Origin of the sequence: Marinibium conchae (assembly GCF_015595035.1) — a bacterium.
GTDB lineage: Bacteria > Pseudomonadota > Gammaproteobacteria > Enterobacterales > Alteromonadaceae > Glaciecola.
On sequence record NZ_JADNRN010000001.1, the window covers coordinates 1,242,854 to 1,268,786 of the forward strand.

At 41.0% G+C, this 25,933-nt stretch carries 23 protein-coding genes; 15 read left to right on the forward strand and 8 right to left on the reverse strand.

Annotation, left to right across the window (positions count from 1 at the left end; all coding sequences use genetic code 11):
• The first annotated feature begins 1 nt into the window (after position 1).
• The 6 genes from pyrD (at position 2) to rmf (ending at position 7,541) form a co-directional block, all read left to right on the forward strand.
• Complete coding sequence (gene pyrD, locus ISG33_RS05200; RefSeq protein WP_195732453.1) at positions 2-1,006, forward strand: quinone-dependent dihydroorotate dehydrogenase; 1,005 nt, start codon at positions 2-4, stop codon at positions 1,004-1,006.
• Positions 999-3,164 (forward strand): bifunctional 23S rRNA (guanine(2069)-N(7))-methyltransferase RlmK/23S rRNA (guanine(2445)-N(2))-methyltransferase RlmL, encoded by a 2,166-nt coding sequence (gene rlmKL, locus ISG33_RS05205; protein WP_195732454.1) that lies wholly within the window; start codon positions 999-1,001, stop codon positions 3,162-3,164. Before pyrD ends, rlmKL begins: the two co-directional genes overlap by 8 nt.
• The gene (locus tag ISG33_RS05210; RefSeq protein WP_195732455.1) at positions 3,161-3,397 is read left to right on the forward strand and encodes a glutaredoxin family protein; all 237 of its coding nucleotides are present in this window, start codon (positions 3,161-3,163) and stop codon (positions 3,395-3,397) included. Before rlmKL ends, ISG33_RS05210 begins: the two co-directional genes overlap by 4 nt.
• A 9-nt stretch (positions 3,398-3,406) precedes the next feature.
• Entirely contained in the window at positions 3,407-5,353 is a 1,947-nt protein-coding gene (gene uup / locus ISG33_RS05215; RefSeq protein WP_195732456.1) for an ATP-binding cassette ATPase Uup, read from the forward strand.
• A gap of 11 nt (positions 5,354-5,364) precedes the next feature.
• Positions 5,365-7,050: a DUF3466 family protein gene (locus ISG33_RS05220; protein ID WP_195732457.1), complete on the forward strand. Its 1,686-nt coding sequence runs from the start codon at positions 5,365-5,367 to the stop codon at positions 7,048-7,050.
• Positions 7,051-7,364: 314 nt separating this feature from the next.
• Complete coding sequence (rmf, locus tag ISG33_RS05225; protein ID WP_195732458.1) at positions 7,365-7,541, forward strand: ribosome modulation factor; 177 nt, start codon at positions 7,365-7,367, stop codon at positions 7,539-7,541.
• An 89-nt stretch (positions 7,542-7,630) separates the two neighbouring features.
• On the opposite strand, the gene fabA is transcribed toward rmf, so the two are convergent.
• Positions 7,631-8,149 carry a bifunctional 3-hydroxydecanoyl-ACP dehydratase/trans-2-decenoyl-ACP isomerase gene (gene fabA, locus ISG33_RS05230; protein WP_195732459.1) on the reverse strand — a complete coding sequence of 173 codons (519 nt, stop codon included), beginning with the start codon at positions 8,147-8,149 and terminating at the stop codon, positions 7,631-7,633.
• Positions 8,150-8,291: 142 nt separating this feature from the next.
• Here fabA and ISG33_RS05235 point away from each other — a divergent pair, with 142 nt between their 5' ends.
• On the forward strand, positions 8,292-8,591 hold the full coding sequence (locus ISG33_RS05235; RefSeq protein WP_195732460.1) for a hypothetical protein: 300 nt from the start codon (positions 8,292-8,294) through the stop codon (positions 8,589-8,591).
• A gap of 20 nt (positions 8,592-8,611) precedes the next feature.
• Here ISG33_RS05235 and ISG33_RS05240 read toward each other — a convergent pair whose 3' ends face one another.
• Both ISG33_RS05240 and ISG33_RS05245 read right to left on the reverse strand, forming a co-directional pair.
• Positions 8,612-10,078: a cryptochrome/deoxyribodipyrimidine photo-lyase family protein gene (locus ISG33_RS05240; RefSeq protein WP_195732461.1), complete on the reverse strand. Its 1,467-nt coding sequence runs from the start codon at positions 10,076-10,078 to the stop codon at positions 8,612-8,614.
• A gap of 3 nt (positions 10,079-10,081) precedes the next feature.
• Positions 10,082-11,449, reverse strand: a complete 1,368-nt coding sequence (locus ISG33_RS05245) for a DASH family cryptochrome (protein WP_195732462.1) — start codon at positions 11,447-11,449, stop codon at positions 10,082-10,084.
• A gap of 139 nt (positions 11,450-11,588) precedes the next feature.
• On the opposite strand from ISG33_RS05245, the gene ISG33_RS05250 reads away from it, so the two are divergent.
• The 4 genes from ISG33_RS05250 (at position 11,589) to ISG33_RS05265 (ending at position 17,043) form a co-directional block, all read left to right on the forward strand.
• Positions 11,589-13,055 (forward strand): cryptochrome/photolyase family protein, encoded by a 1,467-nt coding sequence (locus tag ISG33_RS05250; protein WP_195732463.1) that lies wholly within the window; start codon positions 11,589-11,591, stop codon positions 13,053-13,055.
• A gap of 4 nt (positions 13,056-13,059) precedes the next feature.
• Positions 13,060-14,598, forward strand: a complete 1,539-nt coding sequence (locus tag ISG33_RS05255) for a cryptochrome/photolyase family protein (RefSeq protein WP_195732464.1) — start codon at positions 13,060-13,062, stop codon at positions 14,596-14,598.
• The gene (locus tag ISG33_RS05260; protein WP_195732465.1) at positions 14,585-14,725 is read left to right on the forward strand and encodes a DUF2256 domain-containing protein; all 141 of its coding nucleotides are present in this window, start codon (positions 14,585-14,587) and stop codon (positions 14,723-14,725) included. Before ISG33_RS05255 ends, ISG33_RS05260 begins: the two co-directional genes overlap by 14 nt.
• 188 nt (positions 14,726-14,913) lie before the next feature.
• Complete coding sequence (locus ISG33_RS05265; RefSeq protein ID WP_195732466.1) at positions 14,914-17,043, forward strand: GGDEF domain-containing phosphodiesterase; 2,130 nt, start codon at positions 14,914-14,916, stop codon at positions 17,041-17,043.
• Between the two features lie 10 nt (positions 17,044-17,053).
• Here ISG33_RS05265 and ISG33_RS05270 read toward each other — a convergent pair whose 3' ends face one another.
• Together ISG33_RS05270 and ISG33_RS05275 are read right to left on the reverse strand one after the other, a co-directional pair.
• On the reverse strand, positions 17,054-17,797 hold the full coding sequence (locus ISG33_RS05270; RefSeq protein WP_195732467.1) for a DUF3307 domain-containing protein: 744 nt from the start codon (positions 17,795-17,797) through the stop codon (positions 17,054-17,056).
• Positions 17,794-18,459, reverse strand: a complete 666-nt coding sequence (locus ISG33_RS05275) for a sigma-70 RNA polymerase sigma factor region 4 domain-containing protein (RefSeq protein WP_195732468.1) — start codon at positions 18,457-18,459, stop codon at positions 17,794-17,796. Before ISG33_RS05275 ends, ISG33_RS05270 begins: the two co-directional genes overlap by 4 nt.
• A gap of 191 nt (positions 18,460-18,650) precedes the next feature.
• Between ISG33_RS05275 and ISG33_RS05280 the strand changes: the two genes are divergently transcribed.
• A complete protein-coding gene (locus tag ISG33_RS05280; RefSeq protein ID WP_195732469.1) occupies positions 18,651-20,021 on the forward strand; it encodes an SLC13 family permease in 1,371 nt (456 codons plus the stop codon).
• Here ISG33_RS05280 and ISG33_RS05285 read toward each other — a convergent pair whose 3' ends face one another.
• Positions 20,022-20,894, reverse strand: a complete 873-nt coding sequence (locus ISG33_RS05285; RefSeq protein WP_195732470.1) for an NAD(P)-dependent oxidoreductase — start codon at positions 20,892-20,894, stop codon at positions 20,022-20,024.
• Positions 20,895-21,210: 316 nt separating this feature from the next.
• On the opposite strand from ISG33_RS05285, the gene ISG33_RS05290 reads away from it, so the two are divergent.
• On the forward strand, positions 21,211-23,304 hold the full coding sequence (locus tag ISG33_RS05290; protein ID WP_195732471.1) for a putative bifunctional diguanylate cyclase/phosphodiesterase: 2,094 nt from the start codon (positions 21,211-21,213) through the stop codon (positions 23,302-23,304).
• A 139-nt stretch (positions 23,305-23,443) separates the two neighbouring features.
• Here ISG33_RS05290 and ISG33_RS05295 read toward each other — a convergent pair whose 3' ends face one another.
• Positions 23,444-23,737, reverse strand: a complete 294-nt coding sequence (locus ISG33_RS05295) for a hypothetical protein (RefSeq protein ID WP_195732472.1) — start codon at positions 23,735-23,737, stop codon at positions 23,444-23,446.
• Positions 23,738-23,867: 130 nt separating this feature from the next.
• Here ISG33_RS05295 and ISG33_RS17265 point away from each other — a divergent pair, with 130 nt between their 5' ends.
• Complete coding sequence (locus ISG33_RS17265; RefSeq protein WP_195732473.1) at positions 23,868-24,020, forward strand: phage/plasmid replication domain-containing protein; 153 nt, start codon at positions 23,868-23,870, stop codon at positions 24,018-24,020.
• A 112-nt stretch (positions 24,021-24,132) separates the two neighbouring features.
• Entirely contained in the window at positions 24,133-24,306 is a 174-nt protein-coding gene (locus ISG33_RS05305) for a hypothetical protein (protein ID WP_195732474.1), read from the forward strand.
• A 368-nt stretch (positions 24,307-24,674) separates the two neighbouring features.
• Here ISG33_RS05305 and ISG33_RS05310 read toward each other — a convergent pair whose 3' ends face one another.
• Positions 24,675-25,772, reverse strand: coding sequence for a GGDEF domain-containing protein (locus tag ISG33_RS05310; protein WP_195732475.1), 1,098 nt, complete (start codon positions 25,770-25,772; stop codon positions 24,675-24,677).
• Positions 25,773-25,933 lie beyond the last annotated feature (161 nt).

Consider the following 25,933-nt stretch of genomic DNA (forward strand, 5'->3'; position numbering starts at 1 on the left):
TGTGTATTCATTTGTTCAAAAAGCATTACTTAAACAAGACCCAGAGTGGAGTCATGATTTCACAATAGGTTTCTTGAAGCGCTCTCAGCGTAATCTGCTAAAGTCTTTGTATTCTCAAACGCTAGAAAATAAGCCTGTTGAGTGCTTAGGTATGACTTTCAAAAATCCGATAGGGCTAGCGGCGGGTCTCGACAAAAACGGTGAGTGTATCGATGCTTTTGGAGAAATGGGCTTTGGCTTTGTTGAAGTCGGCACAGTCACTCCCAAACCTCAAGACGGCAACCCAAAACCTAGATTATTTCGATTAAATGAACATCAAGCTATCATCAATAGAATGGGCTTTAATAATAAGGGCGTTGATTATCTTGTTGAGCAGGTTAAAAAGTCTCGATTCAAAGGCATATTAGGAATTAATATAGGTAAAAACAAGAACACACCTGATGAAGAAGCCTTGTCTGATTATTTAATCTGCTTAGACAAAGTTTATCCTTTGGCCTCGTATATCACCGTAAATATATCGTCTCCCAATACGCCAGGCCTTCGAAACCTTCAGTATGGAGAAGCACTCGACAATTTGCTTCGTGGGCTTAAAGAGCGCCAACTTTCCTTAGAGCTAGCTCATGCTAAGTATGTACCAATTCTAATTAAAATAGCCCCCGACCTCAGTAGCGACGAAGTTGTTTCAATTGCTGACTCATTATTAGCAGCTAAAATAGATGGTGTTATCGCAACGAATACAACGCTTGATCGTGAACCGGTAAAAGGCCACAAACATGAAGCCGAAGCAGGGGGCCTAAGTGGCGCCGTGCTAACGCAAAAAAGCTTAGCGCTTACCAAAGAACTCGCCAACGCTTTACAAGGGCGCATTCCTATTATTGGCGTAGGCGGTATTTCAAATCTTGAAGATGCCAAAGCACGCCTAGATGCCGGGGCCAGCTTGCTACAGGTCTACTCTTCATTTATCTATCAAGGCCCAACTCTCATTAAGGAGTTAGTGAATGCCTGAAATTATCGTCACAACGTCGAAAGGTCTCGATGAAATACTAAAGCAAGAGGTCAGCGATATCTTGCGTACTTCGTGTAAAGACAAGACGGTCGACTTTCCGACCCTTCAGTTAAAACCCGGCCAGGTGTCTTTTGAAGGGAGTCTCGAGCAAGCCTATCAACTTTGTCTTTATTCCAGACTTGCAAACAGAGTCTTATGGGTTGTTGGCCACGGTAAGGTCAACAGTGCCGATGAACTTTACGATGTGGTCAAAGGGGTTGACTGGCCGAGTCAATTTGAGTCTTACGTACCCTTTATGATTCAGTTTAATGGTACCAATAATGCGATAAATAACAGCCAATTTGGTGCGCTTAAAGCTAAAGATGCCATCGTAGATCAATTTCAAGAACAAGGCCATGAGAGGCCGTCAATCGACAAACTCAACCCGGGCATCGTTATTCAAGCAAGATTGCGCCGTGACAACTTACATCTTTGTATCGACTTGAGTGGTGGCAGTTTACATAAGCGTGGATATAGATCTGATACGGGTGAAGCTCCACTTAAGGAACATGTTGCTGCGGGAATCATTATGCGTTCTGGATGGCTTAGTTCGGGGCGAAAACCCCTACTAGATCCTATGTGTGGGTCGGGAACAATAGCGATCGAAGCCGCAATGATGGCAGCAAACATTGCACCGAATCTACACAAAGAAGAGTGGGGATTTCAGCATTGGTTGGGGCATGACGGCAGTATTTTTAGAAAGGTGCACGATGCTGCTGTACTAAATCAAAGAGAGCCTGCTGTATCAATATTTGCCTATGATCTGAGCACAAAGCTTATTGATTTAGCTAGAGAAAATGCAAAGAATGCCGGTGTCGAGCAATACATTATCTTCAAACAGTGCGATGTTTTAGATGCCACTGTAGAGGCGAAAGAATTAGAGGTCTTGAATGCGAGTAATAACGGCGACGAAACCTTAGGTTATATTATTTCTAATCCGCCCTATGGAGAAAGACTCAGTGAATATACCGCCTTACTTCCACTTTTTGACAAACTAGGTGCTAGGGTTAAAGAGCATTTCCCAAATTGGCAACTGTCATTGTTAAGCTCGAACCAAGACTTATTGAAAGCGTTGAAGCTACGTTATAGCAAGAGCTATAAAATTATGAACGGTAAGCTAGAATGTGTGTTTGTGAATTATCAGTTGAGTGGTCAAAATCTAGCTGTATTTGCAGCTCAGGAAACTGATAACCATGAATTTGCGAATCGACTAAAGAAAAACATCAAACGAATGAAGTCGTGGATTAACAAAGCCAATACTAACGCTTATCGAATCTACGATGCGGATTTACCCCACTATAATGTCGCTATCGATATATATAATGATTGGGTCATTGTTCAGGAGTATGCCGCCCCAAAAGATGTGCCTGAGGAAAAAGCGAGACAACGCTTGCAAGAGGTGCTTATTCATGTGCCAAAAGTACTAGGCATCAGCCCTAACAATATGGCAGTGAAAACACGGCGGCAGAACAAAGGCAAGGAGCAGTATCAAAGAGTCGCAACAAAAGGCAAGCGGCTGGTTGTGCACGAGCACGGTGCTCAGTTCTACATCAATCCAACTGACTATCTCGATGTTGGCTTATTCCTAGATCATCGTGATACGCGCCTAAGGTTTAAACAAGCTTGCCAAGGCAAAGATGTGCTAAATCTGTTTGCCTATACAGGGAGCGTTTCGGTGCATGCCGCTCAAGCACAGGCTAAATCAGTCACAACGGTAGATATGTCGAATACTTATCTCGGGTGGGCTAAAGAAAATTTTGAGTTAAACCGGCTTCAAGGATCTTTTCAATTTATTCAAGCCGACTGTACCAAGTGGCTTGCAGACCATAACGCCAAGTATGACTTAATTTTTATTGACCCTCCTTCATTCTCAAATTCAAAAAGAATGGAAGATACGTGGGATGTTCAGCGCGATCATATTAAGTTACTTGGTGATGCTAAAAAGTGCCTAAATGTTGGCGGCACTATTTTCTTCAGCAATAACCTGAGAGGCTTTAAGCTAGATTTATCAAGTATCGAGAAAATGGGCTTCAAAGTATGTGACATAAGCAAAGACAGTATCCCTGAAGACTTCAAGAGAAATCAGCGTATTCATCAATTATGGTTACTCACACTATGATCTTGACGCTTTATACGGGCCCACAGTGTTCACTTTGTGATTTAGCTGAAGAGCTTATAAACGAACTCAATAAGTCAGGTGCTTCTTTGCAATTAGTTAAGGTTAATGTTCGACAGTCCGCGGAACTATATCATCTTTACGGCGCAAGAATTCCTGTGCTTAAGCGCAAAGATAACGACCGTGAGTTAGGCTGGCCCTTTGGCCTGTCTGAACTTAGCGATTTTATACAATAGGGTAGTCAGTTGAACTTAATGCAATTAAAAAATGCGTCCATACTTTTTGGACAACCTCCGTTAATAGACAAGGCCGAGCTTAATGTTCAACGTGGTGAGCGTGTTTGTGTTGTCGGACGCAATGGCAGTGGTAAGTCTACCTTATTAAAAGTGTTAGCGGGTGAAGTTAAACTTGATGAAGGACAAAGGGTCGTGCCTTCCAATGTTGTTATTTCCCGCTTGGCACAAGATCCGCCGCAAGATGTGAGTGGTGACATATTCGATTATGTCGCCGAAGGTCTTGAGGACCTTGCTCAAGTGCTCAAAGACTATCACCACATTACTAATGTGATTGCCGACGATCCAAGCGACAAAAACTTAAATCTGATGCAAAGCCTTCAGGAGCAACTCGACTCAAGAAATGCCTGGCAGTTTGAACAACGTATTAATAATGTGCTTACCCAGTTAAACCTCCCTGCGGAAAAAACCTTATCAGAGCTATCGGGTGGTTGGCGCCGCAAGGCTGCACTTGCCAGAGCGATTGTGTGTCAACCGGATATCCTACTTTTGGATGAGCCAACTAACCATCTCGATATTGAAATGGTATTGTGGTTGGAAAAGGCCTTACTTAATTATGAAGGGGCGATTGTATTTATCAGTCATGATAGAGCCTTTATAAGAAAGCTGGCAACTCGTATTATTGATATCGATCGCGGGCAGGTAGTGAGTTACCCGGGTAATTATGATACTTATCTTAAGCAAAAGGCCCATGACCTTGACGTGGAGGAAAGCCACAATCGCGAGTTTGACAAAAAATTAGCAAAAGAAGAGATCTGGATTCGCCAAGGCATTAAAGCGAGGCGAACTCGTAATGAAGGACGTGTCAGAGCCCTTAAAAAATTGAGAGATGAATATAAGTCACGACGCAACGTTACCGGCAATGCCGTTATTCAACGAAATGCCGGCGGGCAATCAGGTAAAAGAGTATTTGAAACAGAAAATTTATCCTACTCGATATCAGGGAAAAATATCCTCAGTGATTTAAATCTATTGATAACTCGCGGCGAAAAACTCGCGCTTATAGGTCCTAACGGTTGTGGTAAAAGTACCTTGATTAAGTTGCTCTTGGGTGAGCTCGAGCAGCAAGAGGGGGAGCTATTTCGAGGGACTAATCTTGAGCTTGCGTATTTCGATCAACATCGCTCAAGCTTAGAACTTGATAAACCGGTGATTGATGTTATCGCTGATGGCAAGCGAGAGGTATCGTTTAATGGTGGTACGCGTCATGTTATCGGCTATTTGCAAGACTACTTGTTTGCGCCCGATAGAGTCAATGCGCCGGTATCTACCTTATCGGGTGGTGAAAAAAACCGATTAATGCTCGCCAAATTAATGCTTAAGCCAAGCAATTTGTTAGTTTTAGATGAACCAACCAACGATCTTGATGTCGAAACACTCGAACTGCTAGAGTCACTATTAGTTGAGTATCAAGGAACTGTTTTATTGGTTAGTCACGATCGAGAGTTCGTAGACAATGTTGTGACTTCAAGTATCGTATTTGAAGGTAATGGCAGAATCGCACAGTTTGTGGGTGGTTATTCTGATATGAAGGCTTGGTACGACGCCAAAGACGCTGAAGCCAAAGCAATTGACCAGCATCGTAGGGCGAATGAAGATAAGCCAAAAACAGAGCCTGCACAAAAGACGGATAAGAGCATGCCAAGCTCTTCTGTTAAGAGTGTGAACAAGCTATCATATAAAGATAAGAAAGAACTAGAAGCATTACCAAAACAAATTGAAAGCATGGAAGAAGAACTTGAGTTAATTCAAAAAAAAGTGAATGCCCCTGACTTTTTCCAAAGCGACCAAGATAGCGTACAAAAAACACTACAATCACTTGCAGATTTAGAAGAAAATCTCTCGGCGGCGTATTTGCGTTGGGATGAATTAGAAAGTTTACAAAATAACGAGCAGTAACAGGAAAATTAATGAAATTAACACCTTTGGCGGCAGCCGTAATTTTAACGACCGCATCGCTACCAGTATTTGCAGCATCCTACACGGTTACTGAAATTCCCGTTCAAGACAAAAGCCAAAATCACTTTGCTGTGTCGATTGATAATTCCGGTTTGGCTTTAGTCACCTTGCAAAACCAATACAATCCTCCCATTGATTATCGTTTAATCGATGTAGACAATAGTTTTTTCTCCGCTGCGTTAAGCGATCCCGACGCTGTTCGTAATCAAGACCCTAACCTCGAAGATTACTCATTTTTAGTTAATTACGTAAGAACTGGCTCTAGTAATTTCAGCGTTTTAACGCAGCAATTGGCCGAGTTTTTAGCTTATTCCTACGACGGAAATGAAGCAAACTATGTTTTTGCATTTGATGAAGAAACTAGCGATTTGGATGGTTTCAGTTTCTCTATGGAAACAACGGTCAGAGACTCGGTTGCTGGTACTCATATTGTTGGCAATACCGAAGGACCATCTCAAATCGTAGAGTACGTAAACGACAATGGTGATGAAATACAGTTTGTAATAAGTGAGTTTGATAGGCGTGCATTTGTTCAAGTAGGCGATCAAGTAACACCATTAATGCCAGTAGACGATACTCTCGGCGGTGTAAGTACTATAAATAGCATAAACGAGAACTTTGAAGTCGCTGGTAGCAGCTCAGTGTCGGCTACTAGCGCGTTAACCACAGCGCTTGAGAATTGTGAAGATGAAGAGATTCGTGGCGATCAACCAGTAGAAGCCTGTCGACAGCGCATTCTCACTATAGCAAGTGGCACTAGTACAGCTAGGCGCAGTGGATTGTGGGTTGAACGGGCAACAATATGGACTCTCGACGTTGAGGGTAACGTCGTTGATACAAATTCCTACGATACCCTAATCACGGACGAAGAGGATCCCTTCAATGCGGGTACCAGTCAGGCAATAGATATAAATGCCAATGGTGTTGGTGTAGGTGTTTCTAGTATTAAATTTGGCGACAGCGAATTCTTAACAACGACTGCTGTGTCATTCAACAACGGTGAAATCACTCGGCTAATCGAAGATGATGATCTGTTACCAAACTCAGCCTTGAACATCAACGATAATGGTTACATTGCGGGTGTTCGCAGTGAAAGAATTAATAATATTGCACGTAGTCGTTTGTTTGTTCTTGACTCTACAAATAATGACATCACTTTTGTTGATGGCTTTTTCAGCAGCTCAAGCACTATACCTCGTGCAATGAATAATCAAAATATTATTGTTGGCGTAGGTGACTCGACAGTTTTGACATCAAGTAATGAGAGACCAACGGCGGGCTTCATTTATGATATCGAGGCCGATTCTTTCAGTAATCTAAATAATCTAGTTGCTTGTGATTCCGAATATAATATTATCGAAGCGAATGATATTAATGATGAGGGGGTGATACTTGCTTCAGCAGTTGTGCAACGTCCAGCAAGAAATATTCTTGGTGAACTTGTGCAGGATGATGATGGCAATGAGGTCCTAGTGGATACAGTGATTGCCGTTCAACTTAACCCGACAGGGCAGGAGCCTGATACATGCACTGATGATGAGTTAGGCGTGCTTGAGCGCCAAGGTGCTAGCACCGGTTTTTATCTAGTCGGGACGGTTTTCGTTATGGCACTGTTTAGACGCTTCAGAAAAAAATAATACAGTGTTTTTTTGCATGTTGTTATCAAAGCCTCTTGTATAGAGGCTTTCGTTTTTTAAGAACTCAATTATATAAAAGTCTTGTTTTTTATTCACATTTAAACCAATGAAACATTTCATTGTTTTTCATACTGTTAAATCAAATCTTATTTGGCGTCAAAATAAAATCATTGAAACTTTTTAGTGCAAGCGCTATCTATATACATGAGCTTGCTAAACTTGTTACCAATAAAATGTGTTTAAGTTATAGAACGCATCAAATTTAAAAAACGAGTTTTCATAGGTTCAATTCTTTAACCAAAAGAGGTTTATCAATGAAAAGACAAAAAAGAGACAAACTAACACGTGCCCACTCAAAAGGTTATCAAGCAGGTATCTCAGGTCGTTCAAAAGAAAACTGTCCGTTCCAAGCAACGGAGGCCAGATCAGAATGGTTAGGAGGTTGGAGAGAAGCTCTAACTGATCGGCAAGCAGGGCTAGTCGCCCGATAATTACTTAATTCAGGATCAAAAAGCCCAATGAAATCATTGGGCTTTTTGCGTTTTGACTCTATAAGAAGTTTTTCTACCGCACTGCGCTATTAAAATGCGCTAGTGTCTTGAAATAAACCCACTTTCAGATCTTTTGCCGCGTATATTTGCTTGCCATCGACTGATACAGTCCCATCTGCCAAGCCCATAAACAGTCTGCGCTTAACGACACGCTTTAAATCTATTTCGTAAGTAACTTTTTTGGCGCTTGGTAATATTTGCCCTGTAAATTTAACTTCACCTACGCCTAACGCGCGTCCTTTACCTGGGCCACCAGACCAACCGAGGAAGAAGCCAACTAACTGCCACATTGCATCTAGCCCAAGGCAACCTGGCATCACAGGATCGCCAGGGAAGTGACAATCGAAAAACCAGAGGTCGGGAGTTATATCAAGCTCAGCAATGATATGCCCTTTACCAAACTCTCCACCATCTTCAGTAATAGAGGCGATTCTATCCATCATCAACATATTTGGAGCAGGGAGTTGACTATTTCCGGGTCCAAACATTTCTCCAGAACTACATTTAAGAAGCTCGTCACGATTAAAACTAGATTGTCTATTTGTCATTTTTTTATCTATTGTTATTGAAGATAGGGTAATTTAGCGAACACTTGTACGCTAAACAACTCTGAACAGTGAATTAAGCTAAAAAAACTGCTTTTTTTACAGTACACTATTAAATAATTGGTTTTTTTATTAGAGAAATAGTATGGCGCACCCAAAAAAATCTGCAAATGCAGAAAAGCAACGTCGCTTTCGTGAAAAACAAAAAGCTTTGGGCAAGAAACTCATCAGGGGTTATGTTACACCTGCTGCTATGGAAAACTATCGAGAACTGGCTGAGAAAACGGGGTGGACAGACAGTGACATGCTTTCCAATTCATTACGCATAACCTATGCGGCCTATAAGAATGGGCAAATCCGTTTGCTAAATCAGTGGCTTAAAGAACAAGACCTAAAAAAACAATTACTCCTGAAAAAAGAGCAGGCCAGCAATAAATCGGAGTAGTTGCAGGCTTTTTTATGGGGCTACACTGTGTGAATTGCTAGAATTCGGCTGGCTTCGTTTTTTACTTCGGCATGTTCTCGATAGGACCACATCCTGTCTCTCGCTTCTTTGCCTGCTTGCTCAATATCAATGATTGGAGCCGGATAGTCTTCCCCTATTTCAAAATCATACATGGCCTCTTCCATTTTTGTCATAAGCCAGGGCTGATGAACTAGCGGTGATGGCAAATCTTTTAGTTCTGGTAACCACTTTTTAATAAATATGGCATCAGGGTCTTTGTCGAGTGACTGTTTAACGGGATTGTAGATCCTCAAGGTATTGATCCCCGTTACACCCGCCTGCATTTGAAATTGTGGGTAATGAATGCCAGGTTCAAAATCGAGGAATTGCCGAGCTAAATAGGCTACGCCTAAGCGCCAATCGACGTTTAAGTGATGGCATAAGAAGCTGACGACCATTGCCCGCATTCTGAAATTCAAATATCCGGTTGCTGCCACAGCTTTCATACAGGCATCTACAATAGGTACGCCCGTTTTGCCTTCTTCCCAAGCTTTTACGCGCTTTAATGCAAGTTCTTTATTGCAGTAAGGAAAGTTCAGATAAGCTTTATTCACTGGCCTAAATTGCATAGAGGATTCTGATTCAAACTTCTGTATAAAGTGACAATGCCAATGCAGTCTTGATTGCAAAGCTGAAATAGAACGAGCCCAACCTGGCCTTCCTTCTTCATTAACAGTATGTTGATACACTTGTTTCAATGAAATATTACCCCAGGCCAAATAAGGTGATAAGCGGCTACAGGTTTCCCGCGCGATGGTTGGATTGCCAATATTTCCGTAATATGATTTGCCCCTGGCTTTGAAAAAGTGCTTTAAGGTGAACCACGCTCGTCTCTCTCCGCCCACTTGCATTTTGGTGTTTTCAGTTTTCCATGCATCTGGGATAGAGGCTAGCCAATCTTGCAAAGGCTCAGGTAATTGTAAATCAAAAGGCTGTAGTGCTTGATAGTTAGGCCTTGCCTGAGCTGATAATACGCGATTGTTCCACAGACTACTCCATTTCTTCCTGTTGGGCAGGGGCCGATAAACCGCGCCATTTTCACACTCATACCAAGCTAAGTTTTGACTCTTAAAGTATTTCTTCAATATTTTGTCGCGACTGAAAGTATGCTCAAGTCCAACTTCTTCATGACTAAAAACGGATTTAATATGCAGATGCGAATGGATTTCGGTGAAAATACGCTGAGCATCTCCTTCAAATACGTAAATAGATGCGCCATAGTCATAGAGTTGCTCATTTAAATCGCATATCGATTGCCAAATGAAGCGCCAGTGGCGCTCATCAAAATGAGGATCGTTTACTTGATCCGGCTCTATAATGTAAATAAAAAGAATCTTGTTGCCGGTATTTATTGCAGCATCAATCGCGGAATTATCCCGCAGTCGCAAGTCTCTTTTAAACCAAACAACGGATATAGATGCAGTCAAAAGCTACCTTAAATATTTATCAATGAAGTGCATATTGGGATCGTATGTTTGTGTTTGTTTTTCTAAATTAAACTGTCGATGACCACGAGGGTCAGCACCGACCCCGGCGAGGTATTGCCAATTTCCGAAGTTACTGGCAACGTCAAAGTCAATAAGTTGATACTCAAAATATGCAGCGCCATAGCGCCAGTCTTGATTCAACTCATGAACAAAACAGCTCGCAACTAGCTGTCTGCCGCGATTTGACATAAATCCGGTTTCTTTCAACTGCTTCATGCAGGCATCTACAATCTTATAGCCGGTTTCTCCCTGAATCCACGAAGTAATTGTAGCTTCAGAAAATGTTGTGCTAGGGCGTTTATCTTGTACTCCGCCAAAGTAAAATAAGCGGCTTTTGTGAACGAACATGTTCCAGTGAAAATATTCTCGCCACAGCAACTCGAAAAACAACCAATACGTTGACTCATTTTTTGTACGTTGGCTTTCATAACGTTTGAGCTCTTTGTCTATCGTTCTAGCACTGGTGCAGCCGTGAGCTAGCCAAGCGGAAAGCTTGCTAGAGAAATCCCATCCATCTAGTCCATTTCGCGTTTCTTTATATCGACTTATGCAGTCACTTTCCCATAAATAATAGTGCAACTGTGAAAGTGCTGCCGTTTCACCCCCAATGAGCTTACCACTTCCTTGCTCATGCTCGAATCCTGCTTGTTCCTCGAGCCTATAAAACGTTAAACGCGTAAAATCGTCTGGTAGTGCAGGAAGTGCTGGCATGGATTGTTGTTCGTCGGGCTGCTGTTCAACGTATTTTACAGAACAATACTTTTCGACTTTTTTTCTAAAAGGAGAAAAGTTTTGTGGCAAATTTTCTATTGAGAAGGGGAAGTCGCTCTGCTCATATAAGAGGCCACTATTCTTGCTGATATACTCAAGTTCTGGATGACTTTTTGCTAAATTTTGACATACAGACTGCCATTGATTTATTTCATTTACACCGCAATGCCATTCGCTGGCAATGTAGTCAATATTTAAGACTTTAACGATGTGACTAATAATGTCGACCCCATAAGTATCGGAGCTATGTGGCATGGTGTTTAAACTCGGTTGCTCTGATGACAATACAAATAACTCTTGCTTTACCTTTCGCAGATTGCGTTGCAGGTCGAGCAAAGCTTCATCCACAAAACGACGTTTTTTTGGACCTGAAATTTCGGCATCCGATAAGTCATATATTGACGAAAACGGGTCATCGTTGTCTTTTCTCAGGTAGATAAACACAATGCGGTCGCATTTCTTTTTCAAGCATGCTAGCGACTCATTTTGTTGAAGGCGTAAGTCTTTTCTGAACCAGTATAAGCCGATTTTTTCTGTCATGTGAAAACCTAACACTAGAATGTATTTTGTATTAAAACTATTACTAATAACTCGGTTTTTTCGATCTTATTTATTGTTGGGAAAGTAAATATAATATCTAGTTGCTTCAAAATCTTCACCTAAGCATTAAGGCATTTACATGACCAAGCAAACTCGCCAAGGCCCAATCATAGTATGGTTCAGGCAAGATCTACGTATTCAGGATAACCCAGCACTAACATTCGCTTCCGACAACGCTGATATTATTCCAGTATTTATCAATGATGAAAGTGCGCCTGACTATGCTCAACTTGGCGCAGCCAGTAAGTGGTGGTTGCACCACTCATTATTAAGCTTAAACAAAGACCTAGCCAATAAGCTACTTGTGTTAAGCGGCGATGCTAAAGCTCAGCTTGATAAACTCGCGAGCGACGTCGATGCTCAAGCGATTGTTTGGAATCGTTGTTATGAGCCATGGCAGAGGGAGAGAGATGAGCATATTAAAAATCATTTTAAAGCGATGGGGGTCTCTGCAAGAAGCTTTAATGGTTCATTACTTTGGGAGCCAATGCAGGTCTTAAAGAAGGATGGCACCCCTTATAAAGTGTTCACACCTTACTATCGAAAAGGTTGTCTACAGCGCGATAATCCTCGCTTCCCGCTGGCGAAACCACAAAATATCGAGATTTTTGATGGCAGTAAAATATACCAACAATACACGGGTGAACAAGGTGTTGAACAACTCACTCTACTTCCTAACATTGTATGGTATGAGCACATTAACACTATGTGGTCGCCGGGAGAGCGGGGCGCGGCAGACCGACTTTCTCGCTTTATTTCTGAGGCGGCAACTAGTTATCAAAATGATAGAAATTTACCTGCAGTAAAAGGAACTTCCTTATTGTCACCGCATTTGCACTTTGGAGAGGTATCTCCAAATCAGGTGTGGTTTGCGATTTTAGGTGCGTTTGATAACGCCTTCGATCATAAAGACTTAGATGTTTATCTATCTGAATTAGGATGGAGAGAATTTTCCTATTATCTTTTATACCATTGGCCTGACATTAACCAAAAAAACTTCAACTCGAAATTTGACCACTTTCCGTGGCGTGATTCTGCCAAAGACCTCAAAGCGTGGCAATTTGGAAATACTGGAATACCCATTGTAGACGCTGGAATGCGAGAGTTATACAAGACAGGTTATATGCATAACCGAGTCAGGATGATCGTGGGGTCATTCCTGGTCAAAAACCTCCTAATTGACTGGCGTGAAGGCGAAAGGTGGTTTTGGGATTGCCTCGTTGACGCAGATTTAGCAAGCAACTCATCTGGCTGGCAATGGGTGGCGGGCTCTGGTGCAGACGCTTCTCCTTACTTTAGAGTGTTTAATCCTCTTCTCCAAGGCGAAAAATTTGATAAAGAGGGAGAGTATGTTAAGACTTATTGCCCCGAGTTATCAAAACTTCCCAAGAAATTCATTCATCAGCCGTGGGCTGCTGATAGCAATATTTTAAAAGCCTGCGGTATTGAGCTAGGTAAAACTTACCCCAAACCAATCGTTGATTTAAAAGCATCTCGTCAACGAGCCTTGGATGCATTCTCAAAGATGAAAGAGGCTGACGTTTAGTATTATGTCTAACATTATTCTTATTCTTGGCGATCAACTCAATTTGCAGATGAATTCACTTCAGGGAGTTGATAAAGATACTGACCGTATACTCATGGCGGAAGTGAAAACTGAAGCCACCTACGTAAAACATCATAAGAAAAAAATTGTTTTTGTTTTCAGCGCTATGCGCCACTTCGCACTGTTGCTGCGTGAAAAGGGCTACAATGTTGATTATTACAGATACGATTCGCCTGACAACAAAGGCTCACTCTATGCTCATGTTGAGGATGCTGTTGCAAGTTATCAGCCAGAGAAAGTCTGCGTCGCACATCCTGGCGAATACCGGTTGTTGAGTGAAATCAAACAGTGGGAGAGCAAACTTGGTGTTGCTGTAGAAATTAGCTCAGATAACCGCTTCATCGCTGAACAACATTTCTTTGCTGACTGGGCAGAAGGTAAAAAACAATTTCGCATGGAATTTTTTTACAGAGAATTGCGAAAGCATACTGGACTATTGATGGAGGGAAATCAGCCAAGCGGTGGAAAATGGAATTATGATGCCGATAACAGGGAGTCTTTTAAAAAAGCCCCCGACATTCCTCCACCAAGCACATTCGAAGTCGATGACATAACCAAAGAGGTCATTGACCTTGTAAACATCGAATTCTCAGGACACTTTGGCTCACTTGATGACTTTCACTTTGCGGTTACCAGAGCTGAGGCACTCAAGGTACTCGATACATTTATTGACGAGCGCTTAGAAAAATTTGGACAATATCAAGACGCTATGCTTGAGGGTGATCCATGGCTTTACCACAGTCACATTGGCCTTTATCTGAACACAGGCCTGTTGATGCCGATGGAAGTCTTGTTGGCTGCGCAAAATGCCTTTGATAATGATAAGGCACCACTTAACTCCGTGGAAGGTTTTATCCGGCAAATATTAGGCTGGAGGGAGTATGTTCGTGGCTTTTATTGGTATTTTATGCCAGGACTTAAGGATAAAAATTACTTAAACGCGCAACGTAATCTGCCCGATTTTTTCTGGACGGCTAATACTAAAATGAATTGTTTATCGCAATGCGTACAGGACACACATCAACATGCATATGCACATCACATTCAACGTTTGATGGTCTTAGGAAATTTTGCGCTATTGGCTGGACTCGAACCAAAACAAGTTAATGAATGGTATTTACTTGTCTATGCTGACGCCTATGAGTGGGTTGAAATGCCAAACGTCAGTGCGATGGTGCTGTTTGCCGACGGTGGGCATTTAGCCAGCAAGCCTTACGCCGCAAGCGGGTCATATATTAATAAAATGTCGAATTATTGCGGTAGCTGCCACTATAGTGTCAAAGAGAAAACGGGGGCTCAAGCTTGTCCCTTTAATTATTTGTATTGGCATTTCGTTGAGCGCAACCGAGATAAATTTGAAAACAATCCTCGTATGGCTATGATCTATCGAACAATGACTAAAATGGATGAAACAAAAGTTAAACACATGTTTGAAGACGCCGATACATTTCTTATTTGCTTAGATAATAATGAAGAAGTGTGACTTACCCCAAAAACAGTGCCCTGTATGTGACAGGCCATTTTCCTGGCGGAAAAAATGGGAGAGGAACTGGGAAACAGTGAAATATTGCTCAAAACGCTGCGCTTCTAACAGAAAAAAAGTGCAATAAAGGTATAACCACAAACCTCTGTTTTTATTGTTTATTTTTAATAAACAACCTTAATTTAGCTTGATTATTGATATTTTAGTATAAAGTTGTATACTCTATTTTCGCATTTTTAAAAGGAAAAGAAAATCACCCAATAAATACAGAGTCTGTCATGATGCACTCGGTCTCTGTCAAATGAGTCTAATGCTATGTCAGAGCAAGACGCAATCATTACGAAACTGAAGCGCAGGTTAGAAAGAGAGAAGGCGGCAAAGCTACAAGCCGAAGAAATCTTATCTGCCAAGAGCCTCGAGCTTTATAACAAGCACATCGAGTCAAACGAATCTAAACGTTTACTTGAGATGGCGCTTTGGGCAAGTGGTGAATCTATATGGAGTTGGCATAGCGATTCGGATACCTTCTATTTCAAAGAATTTTCGGTTAATGCTACTGAAGTTATAGAAAGCCACATTAGCTTCCAAGACTTTCTTAGCAGAGTTCATCCTGATGATCTTGATAACCTGCAGGTTAATTGGTCGTCTCACAAAATGGGTTTTTCAACTGATGTCGATTGTTCATATCGCATCAAAAAACAAAATGATTACGCGTGGATCAGATTCAAAGGGAGAGTTGTCGCCTTTGATGACAACGCTGCCCAAACCATCATCGGCACCTTAAAAGATGTAACAGAACTGATAGAGACTGAAGAGTCATCTAAGTTGATGTCCTATGCCTTCTCTCGTTCAAACGATCCGATGTTAATAGTCAACAAGGGCTTGCGATTGGTCGAAGCGAATGAAGCCTTCTGTTCACTGTCAAATATTCCATCGCAGTCAATTAACCGCTTTAGTTTATCAAAGTTTTTAAAATTAAGTCGGCTCGAACTTGAAGATCTGCAAGAGTCATCTCAACTGAATATGGAAACAAAACTGTTTTTGACTCCTGAAGAAAATGTCGATGTGGAATTATCCATCAGCGAATTCAAAGCAAACGAAACCTCAAGTGATTATTATATTGTGGCTCTACGTGACCTTACTGAAAAGAAAAAAGCTGAGCGTGCATTATATAAACTTGCTCACTTCGACCCAGTGAGTAAATTACTGAACAGAACCGCCTTTAAATCTCGTTATGAAATGCTTTGTAAACTGGGTAAATATTCGCAGCTAGCAATGGTCTTCATTGAAATAGAGGGCTTCAAAGACATAAGCGACCAATTTGGTCATGAAGCCTGCGATAAGTTAATTGCTGAGTTTTCTTCTAAGCTAAAAGACAAAGTTGAGCATAACGAATCCCTCTGCAGATGGGGAAATACTGAATTTTGCTTTTTGCTAAAAGTTGACTCTAGTGCTTCATTAAGCTCGCAAATTAAAGCACTAGAACTCTTTTTAACTTCAACAAAGCTTGACATTCAAGGTCATGCACTGGCAACAACTTTCTCTATTGGTGTCACCAAGATAGAGGAGCGCAACCTAAATTTTGACCAAATTGCACGAGACACAGACGCAGCGATGTTCAAGGCTAAGTCCTTAGGTAAGAATCGCAGTCAATTATTCTATGAGGGTATTGCGGACGAAGCACTTAGACGCTTAAGAATGCTCAATGAGCTGAGAACAGCGTTGGAAGAAGAAAGCCTCATTTTTGTACTTCAAGGTAAATACGATCAAAACCGACAATTAATAGGAGCCGAGATCCTTTGTCGTTGGGAATCCAGTACTTTCGGACAAGTATCACCGGGTGAGTTTGTCCCAATAATCGAACAGTATGGTATGGAATCACAACTTGGCTTATTAGCTGTTAAGCGCGCGGCCACGTACTCAAGGGTACTAAAAGACTACGGTGTTGAAATTCCGATATCCGTTAACATTTCGTCACCACAAATTATGCAGGAGGGCTTTCTTTACGATATTTGTGCAATCTGCGAACAACAGAAAGTTGCCCACAAAAACATTGAACTTGAAATTACCGAGTCCGTCTTTATGTTTGAAGAGAAAGAGCCAGCAACTATCTTGAGACAGATCCAAGCCGCTGGTTTTCGAATATCTCTTGATGATTTTGGCACCGGTTACAGTTCGTTGAGCTACTTACAGCAATTTCAATTTGACGTGGTTAAGGTTGATCGTTCCTTTATTCTCGAATTGAACGACAACGAACGTGCCTACAACCTCTTCATTGCTATAATGAATATGTGCAAAGCCTTAAAAACTGAAACAGTCGTTGAAGGTATCGAAACTGAGGAACAGTTTAAAATACTCAACGAAGCTGGCGTAAACAAGTTTCAAGGATTCTTATTAGGTCGCCCAATCATACTCGATGACTTTGTCAAAAATATGCTTCACTAAACGCAAACATTTACAGTGTGTTGTAAAAGTGTTTTCCAAGCTTTCCTAGCAGAATAGCGGCACTAAAACTGAAAAGTGTGCCCAGCATTATGTATTCCGTCAGTTTACGGTCACTCCCACGGCGCATGTCACCAAAACGAAAAACACTTTTGGCTGCCAACAAGAAGCCTACGCCGGCAAAATGCTCGAATAGTATGAATGTTATAATTAGCCCACGTTCAAAGTAGCCGATTAACTCGCCTGCAGAAGCGAGACCATCACTCGCATTCTGCTCATCTTTAAACTCTTTGGTATATTTGTCGAGTGCCAGAGAAATTACCAATGAAATTGGTTTGCATGCAACAATATAGATTGCTAGCAGCAAAAGCGTGGTATTTGAAAAGAAAGTAGCAAGACTTTGCTGAATAGCCTCAACGCTGAGCCCTGACAACCATAAACTCACTAATACAATAACGATAAAATGCCCTGCCTGATCAGCCAAAAAGAAGCTCAAAACGAAACGCTGATATGTTTTCCATATGTCAATCGCATAGTGAGTCGCAGTAATGACTAACAGAGCGATAAAAAATGATAAATTTAAGCCAACGCCTCCTGCAAATAATGCAATTGAGGTAAGCACAACATGCACCGAGATATGTTTCAGCAAACCCAGTGAGCGATGCTTATTTTTAACCTTACACATTATCCAATCATGCCGTTGCAGATAAAAATCAGCGACGAAGTGGGCGAGCAACAATAAGAGAAATACAGTCATTTTTGGCTTCCTTGTAAAATACTTGCAAAAGTGTTTATGTATTCGCTGATCAGGTCTGCGCCACCGCGTTTCAAATGAGTGGCTACGTTTTGGCGTGTCATATCAAGCGCCTTTGCAATGACTTTCTGTTCAGGATACGACTGGTCGACATAATGATATAAAACGTTTGCTTGCTTCGTCGTTAGTCCTGACAAAAGCTGTTGCAGAAATTTTGTAGAAAGAATCAGGCCAGGTGCGCTTAGAGCACTGGGAAGAGTGATTATCAGATCACCTCGCTTTGCGTTGTCAAGCTGTCGACCTGAGATTAAAAAAGCTTTACCTGACGAAGTGCCGGGCTTGTCTGTGAGGTCATCAAACATGTCGATGGCTAATGATTGGGTGAGAAGTACACTCTTACACTCGATACCAGCTTGCATGTATAAGCGAACAACGAGAGTACATTTAATCGCAACGTCGATCCGTTTAAAATACATCTGAAAGCCATCGCCTCTAAATATCTCAAAAACAGCATCATTTTCCTTCGCTACTCGAGTTAATATCACGGTGAGGCTAGCAATTACCGCTTTATATTCGTCTGGCGATAAATGAGTTGAGTGAACTATATCGCTCGTTAGTACGGCAACATAATGTTCTTTAGATAGTTGACTTTCTGTAGTTTCCATCGTTATTTAGCTCAACCAAAGTAGATTGTCAGGCATACTATAGTAAAACAATAATGTTTGCAATAATGAAAAGCAATCTTAAAAGTTTGCGTGCATGAAATGTGTGAAATGTGAGGAATATGAAGGGAAGTGTTGTAATTTAATTGAATTATTCTTACTGTTACCGACACCTTCGTTATGTACACAAGTAAATGAACAAGAGTATTTATATCTTCTTAGGCCCAATACTAGGCAGCGTCACGTATTTCGTGCTGACTTTTTTTGGTATCGATTATGCCCCTAGCATTACTTGTGCGATTGCTATATTAACGATTACCTGGTGGGTTACCGAGGCTGTACCAATACCTGTTGCCTCAATTGTGCCGTTTGCGCTTCTACCATTGTTTAATGTGCTTAACCATAAAGAGGTATCAACAGCCCTAGGAAGCCATGTCATTCTCTTGTTGATGGGTGCATTCATGCTATCAAAGTCACTTGAAAAATCTGGTGTGCATGAGCGTTTAGCAATATTGATGGTTAAATTTGTGGGTATTAACAGTGGAAAGCGTCTGGTTTTTGCTTTTATGCTCGCATCAGCACTGTTGTCGATGTGGGTGTCAAATACCGCGACGATACTCATCATGCTGCCCATTGCGCTTGCGATTCTGAAGACTGTCAAAGACGTCAATTTAAAAGTAGCTTTAATACTAGGAATTGCCTATTCAGCAAGTGTTGGTGGACTTGGTACTCTTATTGGCACGCCACCTAATGTCATTTTTGCTGGAATATATGAAACGCAGACTGGCAAGGAATATAGTTTTGTTAAATGGATGACAATTGGTATTCCGATTGTATTGATTGCCGTACCCATAATGGCACTCTGGCTAACACGAAAGATCGTTGCTAAGCCAGAGGTCAACTTACCTTCACTAGGAGAGTGGCGTGTAGAAGAAAAACGAACCCTCCTTGTGTTCGGGTTAACGGCCTTAGCTTGGATAACTCGGGGGGCACCTTTTGGTGGCTGGAGTGAACTATTGGGAATTAGTCAGGCAGGTGATAGCACCGTTGCGCTTGCGGCGGTGCTGGTGATGTTTGTGATGCCAAATGGTAAAGGCGGTCGTCTGTTAGACTGGGACACAGCCGTGAGTATTCCATGGGGTATGCTTCTGCTTTTTGCTGGCGGCATTGCACTTGCTAAGGGTTTTACAGTATCAGGCCTAAGCAATATGATGGGTGAGGGGATACAACAACTCACTAATATGCCGCTCATCTTATTGTTGATTGTGTTATGCCTTTGCGTAACTTACTTAACCGAAGTAACGAGTAACACTGCAACAGCAACCCTTCTTATGCCCATATTGTATGTAGTTGCAGTATCTTATGGTGTTGATCCGGCAGTGCTGATGATACCCGCCGCGATGGCTGCTAGCTCAGCCTTTATGTTACCGGTCGCCACAGCACCAAACGCTATAGCCTATGGTACGGGCGAAATTCCAATTCAAATCATGGTTCGAGAGGGAGCTGCCCTGAGCTTTATCATCTCTTGCCTCATAGCATTGGTTTGTTACCTTGTTCTCATTTAGCTATTTATTTAACAGCGTTATCAAGCTGGATGTGTCCCATCGTCCGCCACCATTGTTTTGTACCTGTGCATAAAATTGATCGACTAACGCAGTAACAGGCAGTACCGAGTTATTCTTGTTCGCTTCGTCTAATACGATACATAGGTCTTTTCGCATCCAATCAACTGCAAATCCAAAGTCAAACTGATTAGTGCTCATGGTCTCACTTCGATTGACCATTTGCCATGAGGATGCGGCACCTTTCGAAATTACATCTATAACAGACTCTGTATCTAAACCGGCATTTTTCGCAAACTGTAAGCCCTCTGCAAGACCTTGAATAACACCAGCAATACAAATTTGATTAACCATTTTAGTCAACTGACCACTACCGATAGCCCCCATCAGCTTATGCTTTTGAGAGTAGGCGTCAAATATCGGAGTGCTGCGGGCATAAACATCGCTATCACCGCCAACCATTACGGTAAGCAATCCTTGTTCTGCTCCCGCTTGACCTCCCGAAACGGGGGCATCAAGTACAGCCACTCCTAGATCTGAACACACTTTATAAAGCTCTCTGGCAAGCTCAGCTGATGTGGTAGTGTGATCTATGAGTACGTCACCAGCCGACATTCCAGACAGCACACCATCCTCTCCGTATACGACCGAGCGCACATCGTCGTCGTTACCAACACACAGTAATACGACATTGGCGACTTTTGCAGCGGCTTTGGGGCTCTCAAAAATGCGACTTTTCCCTGATTTTTCTGCCCAACTCAGCGCGGTGGCGTGGGTTCGGTTATATACTGAAACATCAAATCCAGCCTTGTTGAGGTGTAGGGCCATTGGAAAACCCATCGCCCCCAAACCGATAAAAGCAACTCTATCTTTCATTATCTATCCTTCTTTAACAATATCTATTACTTAGCTAGCAACTAGCAACAGAAAAACGACATACTTTAGGCTTAAGCACAGCCTTTACTATAGCATCAGAATACGCACTTATCCGATGAATACTATGGCAAGTTGTAAAGGCGCTTTGTGAATTTATCCATTAGGTGGAGAAACATGAAGCAAAAAGGTGAAATATATAAATCACTCAGTAATATACCTATGGATAAATGAAAACTCGCTATTCCAGTTCATCCTTATCGTTAAATCTATATAATCCATCCAAGATGATATTAACCTTACACACTTAGGCGGAATCGTGTTTTCAGACTTTAATGTCAAAGCTATTCTAATCATGCTGCTTTTCACATGCGCTGCCATAGGGGCGCATGAGTATGGTTTGTTGGATACTTCATTTGACATTAGAGCAGAAAATCCAGATATGCTGAAAACACCGATCATTGAGGGTAGTGCGGTTAAGAGTGAGTTCATAGCAACAGAACAATCTACTAGATTAAACTGTTCTATTACAGATAAGTCCAGTTTTTCTATGTGTGGCATAAGTTTGTTAATAGGATTGCACGATGAAGCCAGTGACACTATCGACCCGCTGAGCTTCTTCAAGGGAAAGGACTTTTCAAAGTATGACAAAGTTGAGTTAGCTGTCGAATATAGTTCCCCCATTCCCGACCAACGCATGCGTTTCACCTTGCGTAATTATGATCAAAAATATTCGATACCCAATGATTTTGTGTCATTAAAATTTAACTCAGTGCTTTTTACGCCAAAATCAAATGTTCAGTCACAAACAATACCATTTACATCATTTAGAGTAGAAGATTGGTGGATAAAAGAGCGAAACATTGGCTTTGAAGATGCACAGGTAGACATATCAAATATCGTTTTTATTGAAATAATAACCGACAAGATAGACGCCAATGGTGACCACTCCATTGTAGTAAGAGACGTGATTTTTCGGGGCCAAATGATAAGTGATTTGACACTCTTTCAAGTCATTCTTGTGTGTTGGCTAATATTTATCATCGCTTTGGTGCTACGCCAAACGGCTCATTTAAAACATATCTCAAACACCGACGCGCTTACAAAACTAATGAATAGACGCGGTATAAGTGATTGGACGAATAGGGCGAGCGCAACGTTTGTAAGTAAACAAAAAGGTGTTCTCTTTTATTTTGATATAGATGGCTTCAAAAAGGTCAATGATACTCATGGCCACGCATTAGGAGATGATCTCCTATGTGCTCTCGGCAAAATTGTTGGTGAAATACTCAAGGAATATGAAGATAGTAATAATATTGCCTTCAGTCGCTTGGCAGGCGACGAGTTCGTTATTGTAGCCAATCGAATCGACAAGCAACAAGCTGACACAATTGCCGCCTCTATATTGAAAAAACTAAGCTCACCAATCAATATCAATAATCGCTTGCTAAAAGTAGGGGTTAGCATGGGGCTGTCATCATTCGACCCAATTATTGACACTTTTGACGAAGCCCTATCTAGGGCTGATTCAGCGATGTACTGTGCAAAACGAGATGGCAAAAATCGCTACCGTTTCTTTGATGACCATGTTCGAGATGTGATTTATCGACGCAAACAAATTGCTGAGAGCATTCGAAAAGCAGCCGAAAATAACGAATTTTCAATGGCTTATATGCCAATATTTAAAGCAAAGAATCTATATATACAAAAAGTAGAAGTGCTACTAAGATGCCATGCACCTGGATTAGATGGCGTTGGGCCAGATGAGTTTATTCCTATCGCTGAAGAATTTGGCGTTATCCAGAATATTGATTTGTTAGTGATAGAAACGACATTTAGGCACATGTATCGTCATCAAAAAGTATTTCGTAATTCTAATATTAAAGTATGTATTAATATTAGTGCGAAAGAATTGAATAACGTACATTTTGTGTCGTCATTAAAGGCTCTATTAACAGATTATCGAATTGATCCACAACAAATTGAATTAGAGATAACCGAGACTAGCTTGGTAGAAATTGACAGTCAGAGTATCAGTATTCTCAATGATATCCGCAATACAGGTATTAGCTTAGCCTTAGACGATTTTGGCACAGGATATACAGCATTCTCCCAGATCATAGAATACCCAATAGACTGCTTAAAAATAGATAAATCCTTTATTGACGATTTACACCCAGACAATACTGTAAAAAGAACCATGATAAGCTCGATACTCGCTATCGCAAAATCATATAACTTGGAGACAGTGGCTGAAGGTATAGAAAAAGACGAGCAGTTCAAGCTCCTTAAAGAGATGGGTTGTGACTGTATCCAAGGTTACTTGTTATCTAAACCAATATCTTGGGCACATTTCAAAACCTTGCTTGAAGATCAAGATGGTAAAGGCAACCTAATTAAAGTTGTGCCTTAATACTGACTCTCAGGGAATACCTCGAGCAATATGATTAGGTCTGGTGTTTAGCTATCAAAAAAACATGCTTCTACGTGAATGAAATTAAGTTTTGCGACAAGCAGTACGGACGCCTACTATCGATTACTTATCTGTAATGTTATTTTGTATGCTTTTTAATGCTCTCATTCAGAGCGTTTACTTTTTTTAAACAATCTGCCTTTTGTTTACCCTTCAAATCTGAGCAGCTAGTCGTTGCTTTCGAATCATCGATAGATTGACCATTCACTAAAATATTAAGTATTTCATAATCGATTCTCATTCCATGGTCTACTAAGGTTTTGTTATCCTTATTTTTTACACGATCCAAATCCAAAGTACTGTCTAAAGCAGCTCCCACAATTGTGCAACCTTGTGATGCTAGTGTTATCAATGCCACGAACAAAAATCTCATAGCCTCTCCATTTAGTAAATTCAAAATTCAGATAATAAGGCATGAACTAAGAACTTTAGTTCACTTTTTGTTTTCAAAGAGATACCGTTTGAGTCACTATCAAATAACTCTGTTATGGCTGTTGGGAGTTATGATAAATGCATATCGCATCAGAAGCGTTGGTAGTAACGAGCAGGGCAATGCAATCCATTTTTGGATAAGCGGTAACCCTTCAAAATTCCTGCAAGGACATAATCTATTTTGCACTGCATTTATTACCAGAACATCCTGTAACACTATTTAATGATTATCTCGCCAAAATAAATATGACTGAGCAAATTAAGCTACCAACAGAAAAAGCGAATAATTTACCTAATCAATTAAAATCAACTTACCATCGTCAATGAAAGTTGCTCATGAGTTATGGAATCAATATTGATATTCAACCGAGTGAAATATCAACTTCAAATGTGATTCCAATGTTTAGAGTTATTGAAGCTGTTCCAGCATCAATTCCTGACTGGGCATTTTTTAAAATGTCATTCATCATTCTGCAAGCTACAAATAACAATCGAACGCTGCTTTCATAACATTATGGTTGATACACATAACAGCCAATTCATTCACGTATAAACACCAAAAAACCAAGCCATAAGCTATATAACAAGCGAAGCCTCTAGTTATCCACTATTTGGGATAATCATACACAATTGCGTATAATGTATATTATGTTAAATAAGATATTAATACACAAAAGTATTCACAACTGTTGATATCTAAATGTCCGAGCCGAATGTTAAGCCCTTCTCTCTTGTAAGCAACTGCCTAAAAGTGTGTAAGTTTTGATAGTAGTTAGTAAAGGAAATTGAAGTAAGCAAGTGTGGAAAGTTGTGTAGTAAGTTGTGTCGTAACTTGTGTGGTAAGTTTTACCTTTGAGCTTGAACGATATCTTAGTCGCTTAAGATGATTCTTCCGTTGCAAACTTGTAGCTGTTTTTGCTTCTGTTCTTTGAATGATACATTGCTTTATCAGCTTGTAGTCTTAGTTCATCTTGATTTGTTCCGTCATCTGGATAAATGGACACTCCAATACTTAAACTGATTTTTAGTTCATGTTCTTTGTAAGGAATTCTTGCATCGAATGCTGAAATGAGTCTTTCACATACAAGCTCACAATCTTGAATGGTTACTGGGTAATGTAATATAACAAGGAATTCATCTCCACCTTGCCTACATGCAATATCAGTATCTCTTATAATTTCTTTCAACCTTGCTGCTATCTGTTTTAGCGCAAAATCCCCAGCATCGTGTCCAAGCGCATCGTTAATGATTTTGAAGTCATCCACGTCGATATATAGTATAGCTGCTCTGAATCCGTGCCGCTTGGCGAGATTCAAGGTCAACTCGAGCTGTTCCTGCGCTAATCTGGGCGACGCTAAACCCGTTAGATGGTCGTGGTTGGCTAAGTATTCAACTCTCGCATGCTGTTCTTTTATTTCGCTAAGCATGTTTTGTAATTTCTTCAGATATTCACTTGCACAGATCAGAAACAAAGCGCTAGTGATGGCGCAAGTAAAAATAATAATGGCCCACGCGTTCATGTCGCGGCCATAGTCACTAGCGTTTACCACTGATGTTAAATAGCCCTGTGAAAGGCAAAAACCAATCGTAAGCATGTAGGTAAAGAACAGACCAAGATAGATAATTGCGTTTCGGATTGAATATATTGTAGCGATTAAAAAGGATGCCAATACAACAAATATGATTGCCCCGCTCTGCAAGCCAAAAGAGTAGACACCCGAGGCCGCTAGCAAAGTAAGAAAAACACAAACGTAGTTATAATCTAGTTTGTAGTTGGTTTTATTTGGGCGGAAATAGATGAGGAATGTAAGTGCAGACAAAGCAATGTGGACAATGAAAATCGTTTGAAAGCCGATTGAAAACCATCTTAATAATGAGATCGGCAGTCCTATGGTGCACAGTAATAAGAGTCCAAGCATCATGCGTCTGGCGACTTGTGATTTAAAAGTGTCGAGCTCATTATTCAATTCAATCATGTGCTACACCTTTGCTATTAATAACAATCACCTATATCACCGAGCCAAACGCCGTGGTATCCCCTACCTAATTGATTGCAAAGTGTACGCTTGTTGTACAAAAAATGCAAAGCTGGGCTTTTTTCTTAGGTCTATCTCCAAGAAAATCAGAAACTTGCCGA